The sequence below is a fragment of the Spongiivirga sp. MCCC 1A20706 genome, from assembly GCF_046524175.1.
Lineage (GTDB): Bacteria > Bacteroidota > Bacteroidia > Flavobacteriales > Flavobacteriaceae > Spongiivirga.
Window position 1 is genome coordinate 52,988 of sequence record NZ_JBEFZF010000006.1, and the last position, 13,305, is coordinate 66,292.

The 13,305-nt window shown below is 36.0% G+C and carries 14 protein-coding genes; 9 read left to right on the forward strand and 5 right to left on the reverse strand.

Annotation, left to right across the window (positions count from 1 at the left end):
- Positions 1 to 6 precede the first annotated feature (6 nt).
- A complete protein-coding gene (locus ABN763_RS14440) occupies positions 7 to 1,767 on the forward strand; it encodes an aromatic amino acid hydroxylase (RefSeq protein WP_410486198.1) in 1,761 nt (586 codons plus the stop codon).
- Positions 1,768 to 2,079, forward strand: a complete 312-nt coding sequence (locus ABN763_RS14445) for a rhodanese-like domain-containing protein (RefSeq protein ID WP_410486199.1) — start codon at positions 1,768 to 1,770, stop codon at positions 2,077 to 2,079.
- 9 nt (positions 2,080 to 2,088) lie between these two features.
- Here ABN763_RS14445 and ABN763_RS14450 read toward each other — a convergent pair whose 3' ends face one another.
- Genes ABN763_RS14450 through alaS form a run of 3 tightly spaced genes read right to left on the reverse strand, consistent with a single transcriptional unit; the run spans position 2,089 to position 6,378 of the window.
- Positions 2,089 to 2,715, reverse strand: coding sequence for a DUF4230 domain-containing protein (locus ABN763_RS14450; RefSeq protein WP_410486200.1), 627 nt, complete (start codon positions 2,713 to 2,715; stop codon positions 2,089 to 2,091).
- Between the two features lie 41 nt (positions 2,716 to 2,756).
- Complete coding sequence (locus tag ABN763_RS14455; RefSeq protein WP_410486201.1) at positions 2,757 to 3,719, reverse strand: GSCFA domain-containing protein; 963 nt, start codon at positions 3,717 to 3,719, stop codon at positions 2,757 to 2,759.
- 43 nt (positions 3,720 to 3,762) lie between these two features.
- A complete protein-coding gene (alaS, locus tag ABN763_RS14460) occupies positions 3,763 to 6,378 on the reverse strand; it encodes an alanine--tRNA ligase (RefSeq protein ID WP_410486202.1) in 2,616 nt (871 codons plus the stop codon).
- 129 nt (positions 6,379 to 6,507) lie between these two features.
- On the opposite strand from alaS, the gene ABN763_RS14465 reads away from it, so the two are divergent.
- The 6 genes from ABN763_RS14465 (at position 6,508) to ABN763_RS14490 (ending at position 10,908) form a co-directional block, all read left to right on the forward strand.
- Positions 6,508 to 7,482 carry a M23 family metallopeptidase gene (locus ABN763_RS14465; protein WP_410486203.1) on the forward strand — a complete coding sequence of 325 codons (975 nt, stop codon included), beginning with the start codon at positions 6,508 to 6,510 and terminating at the stop codon, positions 7,480 to 7,482.
- Entirely contained in the window at positions 7,482 to 7,811 is a 330-nt protein-coding gene (locus ABN763_RS14470; RefSeq protein WP_410486204.1) for a MerR family transcriptional regulator, read from the forward strand. Before ABN763_RS14465 ends, ABN763_RS14470 begins: the two co-directional genes overlap by 1 nt.
- A gap of 16 nt (positions 7,812 to 7,827) precedes the next feature.
- Positions 7,828 to 8,427, forward strand: coding sequence for a LemA family protein (locus ABN763_RS14475; RefSeq protein WP_410486205.1), 600 nt, complete (start codon positions 7,828 to 7,830; stop codon positions 8,425 to 8,427).
- 2 nt (positions 8,428 to 8,429) lie between these two features.
- Positions 8,430 to 8,870, forward strand: a complete 441-nt coding sequence (locus tag ABN763_RS14480; protein WP_410486206.1) for a TPM domain-containing protein — start codon at positions 8,430 to 8,432, stop codon at positions 8,868 to 8,870.
- On the forward strand, positions 8,870 to 9,664 hold the full coding sequence (locus tag ABN763_RS14485; protein WP_410486207.1) for a TPM domain-containing protein: 795 nt from the start codon (positions 8,870 to 8,872) through the stop codon (positions 9,662 to 9,664). The genes ABN763_RS14480 and ABN763_RS14485 overlap by 1 nt, the downstream gene beginning before the upstream one ends.
- A 311-nt stretch (positions 9,665 to 9,975) precedes the next feature.
- Positions 9,976 to 10,908 carry a hypothetical protein gene (locus ABN763_RS14490; protein ID WP_410486208.1) on the forward strand — a complete coding sequence of 311 codons (933 nt, stop codon included), beginning with the start codon at positions 9,976 to 9,978 and terminating at the stop codon, positions 10,906 to 10,908.
- 169 nt (positions 10,909 to 11,077) lie between these two features.
- Here ABN763_RS14490 and ABN763_RS14495 read toward each other — a convergent pair whose 3' ends face one another.
- On the reverse strand, positions 11,078 to 11,818 hold the full coding sequence (locus tag ABN763_RS14495) for a bacteriorhodopsin-like (protein ID WP_410486209.1): 741 nt from the start codon (positions 11,816 to 11,818) through the stop codon (positions 11,078 to 11,080).
- A 99-nt stretch (positions 11,819 to 11,917) separates the two neighbouring features.
- Between ABN763_RS14495 and ABN763_RS14500 the strand changes: the two genes are divergently transcribed.
- Positions 11,918 to 12,841: a Brp/Blh family beta-carotene 15,15'-dioxygenase gene (locus ABN763_RS14500; protein ID WP_410486210.1), complete on the forward strand. Its 924-nt coding sequence runs from the start codon at positions 11,918 to 11,920 to the stop codon at positions 12,839 to 12,841.
- 16 nt (positions 12,842 to 12,857) lie between these two features.
- Here the strand turns inward: ABN763_RS14500 and ABN763_RS14505 are convergent, their stop codons facing one another.
- Entirely contained in the window at positions 12,858 to 13,283 is a 426-nt protein-coding gene (locus ABN763_RS14505) for a DUF4174 domain-containing protein (RefSeq protein WP_410486211.1), read from the reverse strand.
- Between the last annotated feature and the right edge of the window lie 22 nt (positions 13,284 to 13,305).

Here is a 13,305-nt window from a genome sequence, read left to right on the forward strand (position 1 = left end):
GGATTAATGAGCTTAAAAATTCAATCAAACGAGATATTAGATAGGCTACCAAAGCACCTTAGTCAATACATTAAACCGCAAGATTATGATGCTTATTCAGCAATTGATCAAGCCGTTTGGCGCTATGTAATGCGAAAAAACGTTGATTATTTAAGTAAAGTTGCTCATTCATCTTACCTAGAAGGTCTTGAAAAAACAGGGATTTCTATTGACCATATCCCAAATATGTACGGCATGAACCGTATTTTAAAGGAAATTGGTTGGGCAGCAGTTGCGGTTGATGGTTTTATTCCCCCCAGTGCATTTATGGAGTTTCAAGCTTACAATGTACTGGTCATTGCTTCAGACATAAGACAATTAGAACATATTGAATACACTCCGGCTCCTGATATCATTCACGAAGGAGCAGGCCATGCACCCATTATTGCAAATCCTGAGTACGCAGAGTATCTGCGGCGTTTTGGTGAAATTGGCTGTAAGGCCATTAGTAGTGCCAAGGATTACGAATTATACGAAGCTGTGCGTCACTTAAGTATTATCAAAGAAGCGCCAGGCACTCCAAAAGAAGAAATTGATAAAGCCGAGGCCAATATTGAATACCTTCAACAAAATATGGGTGAACCTAGTGAAATGGCTTTGATCAGAAATTTACACTGGTGGACGGTTGAATACGGTTTGATCGGCGAAGTTGATGATCCGAAAATCTATGGCGCCGGGCTATTATCCTCTATTGGTGAGAGCGAGTGGTGTATGACCGATCAAGTTAAAAAAATACCATATACCAAAGAGGCTACCTTTACTGGTTTTGATATTACCAAACCACAACCTCAACTTTTTGTGACCCCTGATTTTGCCCATCTAAGTCTCATTTTAGAAGAATTTGCCAATACCATGGCACTTAGAAAAGGTGGACTTAGTGGCGTACAAAAACTTATCGATTCAAATGCACTAGGCACTGTCGAATTAAGTACTGGTTTACAAATTTCTGGAGTTTTTAGCGAGGCGATTGATTGGGAAGGAAAGCCCATTTACATACAAACCACAGGAAAAACAGCGCTGTCTAATCGAGAAAAAGAATTAGTTGGTCATAGCACCAAAAGTCATACCAACGGATACGGTACTACTGTCGGTAAATTAAAAGGTATCAATCTCGCTATTGAAGATATGAGTCCGCGTGATTTGGAAGCCTATGGTATTTATGAAGGCAAACAAGTACATCTTATTTTCGAAGGTGGTATCGAAGTAAAAGGTGAGATTATTACAGGTACACGAAACTTGCAGGGTAAAATAATATTAATCAGTTTTAAAAACTGCACAGTTAACCATAATGATAAAGTACTTTTCAAACCGGAATGGGGCATTTATGACATGGCAGTTGGCAAAGAAGTTGTTTCTGTTTTTTCGGGTTCTGCCGATCTTTCTTCATTTAATTTGGTAACGCATTCACCTTCCTCAACAACCATTAAACCAAAAAAATCCGCCGAAAGAAAAGCCTTAGAGATGCTATACGAGCAGGTTCGTGATTTTAGAGAAGGAACCAACCGCACCATTTCTAGACATAAAGTTTTTGAGCAAATTGTTGAAAATCATCCTGAAGACTGGTTGTTAAGTGTCGAGTTATTTGAGCTAGCTTCAGAAAATGGCGATACAACTTTTGCTGAAGAAATCAAACAGCATCTGGAAACTGTAAAACAAAACCGACCTGAAGTGGGTCATCTAATTGATGGTGGTATTACTTTAATACAGGAACAAAAAGTTATACGATAAATGGGATTATTTAGTTTTTTATTTGGTTCGAAAAAGAATGGATCACTTGATGAATTTTTGAATCAAGATTATATTATTCTCGATGTAAGAACCAAAAATGAATATGAAACCGATCATATTGCAAGTGCTCTACACATTCCTATAAACGAAATAAAACAGCATATAGACAAAGTAAAATCGCATAATAAACCGGTAATTGTCCATTGCCAAAGTGGCGTGCGAAGTGCTAAGGGTGCAAGTATATTACGTAAACATGGTATTAAGGCTGTTAACGGTGGTGGTATTGCTTCGTTAAGAAAGAAAATATCCTAGAAAAAGAAGTTAATTAGCAAATTCTAATGACTTCGTATTTAAAAATTCATATTCTTTGGCAAGCTGTTCTTCATATTCTAGTTTCCAACCCATCGAATTCGTGATGATATAAAACTTTGACAATTCGCTAATCAACCGATTTTGTGCGTTTGTTTTTAGGCTTGAATCTTCGATTTTTTCCTTAAAGTCAGCGCGCACCTTATCTTGAATTTTGTTATAATCTTCTCCAGTAAAGGGGTTAAAAACACTTTGATCAATATTGTAAAACTCGATCATGGGGTTGATCTTGATCTCTTCCTCAGGAATATTAGTAATCTTGATTATTTTTTCAACTTCATTTAACTCATAGGTTAATTTGCCTAAGTCATAAGCTACTGTAACCTCAGCGTTAATAACAACCAAGGCTTTTTTTTCAAAACTAACGAAATCACTCCAATACGACTTCGCATCAGCATAATTATATACTTCTGAAAAATGCCCTTCAGAAACGACTAACTTTCCCACATTGACTAATTGCTCCTGAATAAGTTGTGTTCCTTTAAAAATAGTTTGTTGTTGTTCTTTTTTATTTTGCCAATACTGAAAAAATAAGAGTATAAGTAAGGTGATAATGATTCCGAAAAGTACTTTACGCATGCGCCACTTTTAAGGAAAGTTACAAAAAATGAAATTAGCTACTAATCATTAAACCGTATTGCAGGGTACGTTTTTTGCAAGGTACCTATTCGCTGCTTTAGCCTTTCTAAAAACAGTTGATGTTGTTCTCCATTTTGATTAAAAGGTCGATGTAGCAATCCCTTTTGTATTTGGTCTATTTCCTTCATTACCGGAAAACTGTTTTGTGATATAAAAACTTGCTGAAATCGCTCCCAAATATATTCAATCGCCAAATCGTTTGGGTGTAGCATGTCTCGATCATAAAAACGATAATCACGCAGCTCATCTATCATAAGTTCATACGAAGGAAAATAACTCAACCCCGTAGGTCTATTTTTAAAAGATAAAGTTTGATGTAAGCCTGTTATTAAATGTGACTTACTAATCGTATTTTCAACAAAACCATCCTTTAAATGACGTACTGGTGATACCGTATAAATAATAGCTACATTTTTATTTACATGCCTTATTAACTTAAAAATCGTCATTAAGCATTTGATGACTTCTTCAACAGAAAGTAGTCGTTTATCAAACTCACTTTGTGGAATTTTATGGCAATTGGCCACAATATGATCGGTCTGTTTTAATTGATACACCCATGAAGTACCTAATGTAATAACAATATGTGAAGCCTTGGATAACTGCTTTCTCATTAAGCCCAAAGCGGCATTTAAGTTATTAAGTGTTGATTCTTTGGTATCACTACTTATGCTTGAATGTGCATCGAAACAATGCCATAAGCCTTGATGCTCGAAAATATCATCTTCGGTATAGTCAACTCCAGAAATTGCATTGGCAATTACGTTTTCAATAGCAACCGGATTAAACAAAATACCAAATGGGTTTTGAACGATCGGAAACTTGAAGTAATCCAGTTTTCTTCCAATGTTCTGTGCAAAACAGGAACCAATTAGCAACACATTTGAATCATAATCAATTTGATTATCCGATTTTTTTAGTGGTATGGTTGTTTGTAGTTTCATAGCCGTTACCTTATCTCTCTAACCTAAGGAAGCGGTAATAGGTTTAGTCAACAAAGCTTTTGGCTGTATTTAATGCCTCTTCAATCCCGGAAGGGTTTTTACCTCCCGCAGTTGCAAAAAATGGTTGTCCGCCGCCACCGCCTTGAATATATTTACCAAGTTCGCGAACAATCTGACCGGCATTCAGTTCTCTTTCAGCTACGAGATTTTTAGAAATATAACAGCTTAAAATAGCTTTCCCATCGGCTTCTGATCCAAAAACAGCAAACAGATTATCAACCTCATTGCCAAGGTCAAAACAAAGATCTTTGATTCCACCCGCATCTAAGGAAACTTTTTTCGACAAGAAATTGATACCATTTATTTCTTCTATTTCTGATTTCAACTCCCCTTTTAAATTCTTTGCCTTGTCTTTTAATAGTTGTTCAATTTGCTTTTTTAAACTGGCATTTTCCTCTTGTAAACTGATTATTGCTTTTACTGGTGCCTTAGTATTTTTTAGAGCAACTTTTACTTCATTAAATTTTGCAGTTTCACTAGCAAAGTGTTCTTTGGCAGCGTCTTTGGTAATGGCTTCTATTCGTCTTACCCCAGCTGCTACTGAACTTTCCGCAATAATTATAAAATGCCAAATATCTTTGGTGTTTTGAACGTGAGTGCCACCACAAAGTTCCATACTTTCGCCAAATCGTATAGCTCTCACAACGTCACCATATTTCTCACCAAAAAGTGCAATTGCTCCTTTATCAATTGCTTCTTGATATGGCATTGCGCGCTTCTCATCTAAAACAATACCTTCATTTATTCTGGCATTTACAAAGTCCTCAATTTCCTTCAATTGATCATGTGTTACCTTCGAAAAATGAGAAAAATCAAATCGTAAGTAACCTGAGTGCACCATACTACCTTTTTGCTCAACATGATCACCTAAAATAGTACGAAGCGCTTGATGCATTAAATGCGTCGCTGTATGATTACTAGCTGTTCGATCTCTTTGTTTGGCATCGACAACCGCTTTAAAACTATCGGTTATATTAGTCGGGAGACTCTCGGTAATATGAATAACCAGATTGTTTTCTTTCTTGGTGTCTATAATATAAGTAACATCGCCGTTAGAGGATTTTAGATAACCTTTATCCCCTACCTGCCCCCCGCCTTCGGGATAAAATGGAGTTAAATTAAATACTAATTGATATTGAGTCCCCGCTTTTTTACTTTCAATTTTTCTATATCGTGCAATACGTACATCCGCAGTTAGATGATCATACCCAATAAACTCCTGATTAGTATCCTCGAAAAGAATTTGCCAATCATCGGTTTGTATCTCGCTGGCACTGCGGCTACGTTCACGCTGTTTCTCAAGAGCTGACTTGAATCCAGGCATATCAATGGTCATTCCATTTTCACGAGCTATCAACTCGGTAAGATCTATTGGGAATCCATAAGTATCATATAATTCGAATGCCTTATCACCATCGATCTCTTTTCCTTGATTTACTTTCATCACGGTATCAAGCAATCCCAAACCTTGATCCAACGTTCTTAAAAAAGATTGCTCTTCTTCTCGTATTACATTTTCGATAAGATTTTTTTGAGATTTTAACTCAGGGAAAGCACTTCCCATTTGTTTGCTTAGTGTATCAACCAACTTATGAATAAATGCTTCTTTTGTATTAAGAAAAGTAAAACCATATCGGATAGCACGTCTAAGAATTCTTCTTATAACATATCCGGCACCCGTATTACTTGGTAGCTGACCATCAGCAATCGAAAAAGCTACGGCCCGAACATGATCGGCGATGACACGAATTGCGATATCTACTTTTTCGTCTGTACCATAATTTGACTCAGTAATCGTTTCAATCTCCCGAATTAATGGAGTAAAGACGTCCGTATCATAGTTTGATTGAACTCCTTGCAAAACCATACATAGGCGTTCAAAACCCATTCCGGTATCAATATGCTTAGCTGGTAAATCTTCGAGTTGACCGTTTGCTTTTCTGTTGTATTGCATGAAAACCAAATTCCATATCTCGACCACCTGAGGATGATCCTCATTTACGAGGCTTTTTCCTGGAACTTTTGCCTTTTCAGCTTCGCTTCTTATATCGACATGAATTTCAGAACATGGTCCACATGGCCCTTGATCTCCCATCTCCCAAAAATTATCCTTTTTATTGCCCATCAAAATTCGATCTTCTGCAATAATGGCTTTCCAAAAGTCGAATGCTTCATGGTCCATTTTTAAGTTATCAGCATCATCACTTCCTTCAAAAACTGTTACGTATAAGTTGCTTTTATCAATTTTATACACTTCGGTCAACAGCTCCCATGCCCAACTGATAGCCTCTTTTTTAAAGTAATCACCAAAACTCCAGTTACCCAACATTTCAAACATGGTGTGATGATAGGTATCCATACCAACTTCCTCAAGGTCGTTATGTTTACCACTTACGCGCAAGCATTTTTGCGTGTCGGCGATGCGATTTTTTTTAGGCTTGGAATTCCCAAGGAAAAATTCTTTAAACTGATTCATCCCAGCATTAGTAAACATCAACGTAGGGTCGTTTTTCATTACCATAGGGGCTGATGCCACAATAGCATGCTGTTTGTCTTTAAAAAAATTTAAGAATTGATCTCGTACCGCTTGCGACTTCATGGGCAATTTTCTAGGTTTTATAACGTTTTCTTGAAAACTCAAACATTTTTTTATCTTTGTGAGGATTGGCAAGGGCTTCACCAGTCTTTCCCCCACTAAGAATTGTGCAAAAATAGAATTTTTTGACTTATGTCTCAGGTAAAATATTATTACGACCAAGACACTTTATCTTATAGAAAAATTGAACCCACCAAAGGAAAAAAAGCAAGGAATATTTTGTTGTTTTTACTTTCAGCGGGGCTTTTTGCATTTATAGGATTAACACTTTTGTTAAACACCAATTTATTTAGAACGCCAAAAGAACTTTCACAGGCAAGAGAGCTTAAAAACTTCGAGCTACAATACCAATTGATGAATCGAAAGATGGATCAAATGGAAAAGGTTCTAGAGAATATTGCTGAAAGAGATAATACTTTATACCGCGTTTATTTTGAAGCCAATCCGATTCCGGAAGAACAACGAAAAGCAGGTTTCGGTGGTATCAACCGCTATAAATCCCTTGAAGGTTTCGACAACTCGGGTATGATTATTAATACGAGTAAACGGATTGACGTACTCTCAAAACAACTGGTAGTTCAATCTAAGAGTTTAGATGAAATAAAACTGCTTGCTGAAGACAAAGAAAAGCTGTTGTTGGCAATCCCTGCTATTCAGCCTGTTCAAAACAGAGATCTTAAACGTATGGCTTCTGGTTATGGTATGCGTATGCACCCTATTTTAAAATACCGCAAAATGCACAAGGGAATGGACTTTACCGCACCCAGAGGAGCCGCAATTTATGCAACTGGGGATGGTGTAGTAAAAAGAGCTGTTCGTAGTAGTACCTTTGGTAATTTAATTATTATTGACCACGGTTTTGGTTATGAAACCTATTATGCTCATTTAAGTAAGTACGAGGTAAAAAAAGGGCAAAAAGTAACCCGGGGTGATATCATTGGGTATGTAGGAAATACAGGATTATCAGCCGGACCTCATCTACATTATGAAGTACATAAAAACGGGAAAGCAATAAACCCTATTAACTTTTATCATGCAGATCTTACTCCGGAAGAGTATGAAATCATGCTAGGCAAGTCTGTGATAGAAAATATCTCATTAGATTAATGCACGTTGAACTTCCAGAAAAACGATACTATAGCATAGGTGAAGTAGCCGATGCTTTTAATGTAAACACTTCTTTGATTAGATTTTGGGAAAAGGAATTCGATGCCTTAAAACCTAAGAAAAATGCTAAGGGTAACCGCAAGTTCACCCCTGATGACATTAAGAATCTTCAGCTCATATTTCATTTAGTAAAAGAACGTGGTTTTACCCTCGAAGGTGCGAAGATTCATTTAAAAGAAGGAAAGAAAAAAACACTTAATAATTTTGAAATTATTAGGAAGCTCGAAAGCATAAAGGCAGAGCTCGTCAAGATTAAAAGCCAACTCTAACTAAATAAAGAATACCATGAAAAAATGGATAATCCCCGTAGCAATTGTATTAATTGTAGCAATATGGGGTTATAATGCCTATAAAGGTTTTTACAATACTGGAATAGAGTATCAAGAAGATGCTAAAACTAAATGGAGTAATGTTGAAAGCGCTTATCAACGTAGAAATGACCTTATTGGTAATTTGGTAAAAACAGTACAAGGAGCTGCAGATTTTGAGAAGAGTACTTTGGAATCTGTAATTAGTGCAAGGGCAAAAGCGACTTCAGTTAATATTGATGCTTCAAATTTAACTGCTGAAAATATGGCGCAATTTCAACAAGCACAATCAGGACTTACCTCAGCACTATCAAGGCTATTGGTAACAGTTGAACGATATCCAGAATTGAAGGCAAATCAAAACTTTAGAGAACTTCAAACACAGTTAGAAGGTACTGAAAACCGTATTAACGTTGCCCGCGATCGCTTTAACGAAATGGTTGGCGAATATGAAAAACACATCAATCGTTTTCCAAATAATATTTTTGCTGGTTGGGTAGGCTTTGAACCTATGGAGCGCTACAAATCAGATCCCGGTAGCGAAAAAGCGCCTGATGTAGAATTCGATTTTAACTAATCATGTCACAGGTCGAATCATTTTTAACCACTGGCGAGGAGCAAGAGGTTATTGCTGCTATTCGACAAGCTGAACAATACACCTCGGGAGAAATTCGCGTACATCGGGAAAAAACCTCTGGAAAATTAGAACCCTATGAACGTGCAACTTACCTATTCCACCAACTCAAAATGGATAATACTAAAGATGCAAATGGAGTACTCATTTATGTGGCTGTAGAAGATCATACATTTTCAATCTGCGGTGATGCCGGAATCAATAAAGTGGTACCAGAAAATTTTTGGAAAAAAACTAAAAGTCTTATTGAATCTCATTTTAGAAAGGGATCATTTAAACAAGGGCTTGTAGAAGGAATTTTATTGGCTGGCAAAGAACTACAAGCGCATTTTCCATGGGATGACTATGACACTAATGAGTTAACTGATGAAATTTCTAAAGGGTAATGCAGCAACTAAAAACTATTTTTTTATTAGTTGTCGTCTGTTACGCTACTAGGCTAAATGCACAATATAACATTCCTGAAAAACCAGCTTTTCAAACCAGTGTTTATGATCAAGTTGGAGTGCTAAGTAATTCTCAAAAATCCTCGCTTGAGTCCAAACTAATACGATATTCTGATAGTACCTCAACTCAAATTGTAGTTGTTGTCATTCCATCTACCAAAGGTGAAAACATTAATTATCTAGGTGCACAATGGGGACAAAAATGGGGAATTGGACGCGAAAAAGAAGATAATGGAATTCTCATGTTGCTGGCTAGAGAGGACCGTCGTATAGCGATTAGCACCGGATATGGCATTGAACCTGTTCTTACTGATGCACTATCAAAAAGAATTATTGACCGTATAATTATCCCTCAATTTAAACAGGGTAATTACTATCAAGGTCTAAATAGAGGAACGGATGCGATTTTTGAAGTCCTTACCGGAACTTTTAAAGGAACACCTCAAAGAAGAAGCAAAAATAATATACCAATTGGTCCATTTTTGATCTTTGTTTTCTTTGTGATATTGGTGATACTTTCAAGAATAAATAGCAATAGGGGTGGAAAAGGTGGCACCAGTTCTACTAGCTATGATTTATGGGATATTATTATACTAAGCAATATGGGACGTGGTGGTTACGGTAGAAGTTCTTCAGGTGGCGGAATCTTTGGTGGGGGATCTAGTGGCGGTGGATTTGGCGGTGGATTTGGTGGAGGAGGCTTCGGTGGTGGTGGAGCTAGCGGAAGTTGGTAAGCTAAGTCGATATAGATTCCTTGAACTTCAAAAATTTTCCAATGTAACTAAATCAAAAGAGTGTATCCCGCTGCTATTTCCGCAAATATTTTCCATGTTTTAACATCCGATTGACAATTCTCGTATCAGAGACATTTAATTCAGATTGCTCTTTATTATAAGCTGAAACCAAATTATTCGTATTACCCTCCTCTTTCCTTAACTATATATTATTTCACAAAAATATTCTTAATTTATCTTTATGTAAAGATAAATTGTATATATTAGCAATATATCTTGATATAAAGATAATTTTAAATAACACGCTAATTATGAAAAATATAACCTTGCAGTCTTTGATAGTATTAGCGCTTATACTATTGAGCGTCTTATCTTGTGATCAAAACATTAGTAAGCCAAAGTCAAAAGAAAAAATAGATACTCAGGAGCCTAGTAACTATGCCCCTACTACTTTCACTAAAGACACTACTAAACTCTGGATGGCTGAAGGAAATATTGAAAATGATACGGTTTTAATTATGGGAGATGGCGGCCCCAAAAATCAATTAGACTATGCATACAACGGTAAAATAGCCTGGAGTTATCTTAATAATTTTAAAAACTATTACTTTGTTAGCCTTCATCAATCGACTACATATAACCTGGAGATATTTAATTGGAAAAAATCTTTTGATCTTGAAGATGGGATAAAAGAAATTAACAACTCTACTGAAATGATGTATCGGGCCATTAAATATTTCAAAGATCGAGATAAATATGTTGTAGTAGTTGGTCATTCTTACAGTGCATTTTTAATTCCTCATTATTTGGCTACCAAGCCATCTCTCGCAGATAAATATTTTATGCTAAATGGACGATTAAATGCCGACTCGCTTCAAACGTACTATCAGTTAAAGGGATTTAATTCAAAATTTAAATCAGATGGTATAACATTACAAGAACCGGACACTACCCGTGGTAAAAACCCCTTTAGAACCGAACGGTATTTTAAAATAAGACGTGCAAGTGAAATGTTAAAGGCTGGTTTAGGAATTAGAAAGTTTACTGAAGAACTTGCTGATAAAAATATTTCTAACCTCGTAGTCTGTTATGGTAAAAGGGACCAGAATGTGGGGGCGTTAAACGAAGAGGAAATCTCTTTTCTAAAATCGAAAAAAGTAAAAATTATTGCAATCGATACTGATCATTACGGAGTAACAAGACCAATTATCGAATGGTTAGACGAAGGAACCATTACATTTTAAATCGGCTGGAAAAGTCCTATTAACATATACTTCATATTAGTATAATATCGCGCTACCAACCCTAATATCAATAGAGTCAATTACTTTAATTAGGAGCCTCGTAACTAAAAAAGGAATTGTCTTGAGAAGACAATTCCTTTCTAACCAACTAACTAAACAGGATATTGGATTACGCCGCTTGCGAATTATGTGAAGAAGCAGAAACAGCTAGGTTGTAAACAACCAAACCAAATCCAATTTTATTGATAGCATCACCAATATTATAAACAACATCAAGCGATAAGCCTCCAAAAATACCTTCGTACCAACCAGGTGTACCCGCCATATAGCCCAACGGATAGATTGCCCAGCCAACTAAAACAAACCAGCACAAGGTTTTATGAGCTGAAAGTACAGCACCACCAGCCTCTTGAGCCAATTTTTTTGCTTTACCTAACCAAATGTCATAAACAATAACGAAGTAAGCGATACCAGATACTAGACCCCAAAGCCATGCGTTGTCACGATCTACAGCTTCTCCTATATAACCAGTAACCAACATAATTACTGATAAGAAAATCAATCGCCACATGAGAGTCTTTTTTGCCCCAGCAACTTTAAGAATTAAGTAAAACTCAACGCACATTAACGGTACTGTTAATATCCAGTCTACATACCTGAAAAAGGTAGGTGACTCAGCATTTACAGCCCAGTAGTCGCGCATGTACCAGTAATGTACAGCCGCAATAAATGTGATAAGCCCCGATACTAAGATCGAAGTTCTCCATTTCCTATCGTATGAGTTCATTGAAAAGAAGAAAAATACCGAAGCGGCCATCATAGCCATACATCCTACGAAGAATGTGAAACCTACATAGTCATTGCTAGCCATTTTGCTAACAAGTCCCATTGTACTACTAAACATTTCCATAATAAATTTGTGTTTTAAGAATTTTGTTCAGCTAAAATTACAAAAGATTAAACAAATATGTTTAACTTTATGCATATTTTTTTAAACAAAATTGAATTTATGAGGAGCAATTTTGAGAAAATGATGAATTTAACCTTGGTTTCTACCTTCTTCTGTTTGTGGTTTACTGTTAACTTTGAGGAACAAATCGAGCAAACTGTTGCTTTTGCTTTAATACTATCATTTGGAATCTTACATGGAGCAAATGACTTTAAACTACTTAGAAAAAGTTTCAGTAAATCATCATCAAAAAAACCCGGATCGATTCTTTTTATATATATCACCATCGTACTACTGGGTGCAATATTGTTCTATTATCTACCCGCGATCGCGCTTATAACTTTCATATTGTTTAGTGCCTATCACTTTGGAGAACAACATTGGGAACATCAATTTAAAGGAAAAAAAGCTATAAGACACCTTGTATATGGCTTTCACGGCCTGGTAGTTTTAGGAATGTTATTTATAACCAATCAGGACGAAGTACTGATCATAGTAGCCAATCTTACTACCCATAACATACCTGCATTATATATAGGACTTCTTTTTACTATGAGCGCTATTCTATTTGTAATCAGCGTGGGATATGCAATTTATACAGACAGTACAAATACTATTATTATTAAGGAGTTATTTTATCTGTTCGTCTTTTTTATCGTTTTCAAACTGGCATCCTTAATATGGGCGTTTTGTATTTACTTTGTTTTATGGCACAGTATACCATCATTATTTGAGCAAGTTAAATATCTATATGGTGATTTCAATCATAAAACTGTACTGCAATATTTAAAGTCGTCTTTCGCTTATTGGTTGGTCTCAATTATAGGGCTACTATTGATTTATTATTTTTTAAAAGATTCACAGCTCCTATTTCTGTCTGTGTTCTTTGCATTTTTGGCAGCAATTACCTTTCCTCATGTCATCGTTATGTTTAGGTTGCATGATGAAAACAAAAGTGAAAAAGGCAGTAATCTTAAGAGTTAAACACTACTGGAAACTTTTATTTTCCTTTTCTCATTTCGCGAATCCTCATCGGCATTTTATCTATACTTGCAAAAATACGCGCTGGCAGAACACCAAAAGGTTCAGACATTTTTATACGTGTATCTTTTCCTATTAAGATAATCCCATTAAAGGTTTTTGATAAGTTATAAGCTTTTCTAACTGACGCTTCATCAACTTGATACTCTTTTCCTCGTTTATGATTAACAAGACGACCTTCTTCTAAGGTAAAAAGAACAATATCTCGTTCTCTCATTTCCTTTTTGTAATCATTAAAAGAATTCAGTTGCCCGTTGTAGTCTGATGCTTTAACGCTTTTAGTAATCAGCACGATTAAGCGTTTTCCTTTTTGGTATTGCAGTAAAGGATTCATGTCTTGAGCTTGCAGGCTCAAACAAAAACAAAAGATTAATATATATTTCATAACTAAAATTACGCAAAAAACA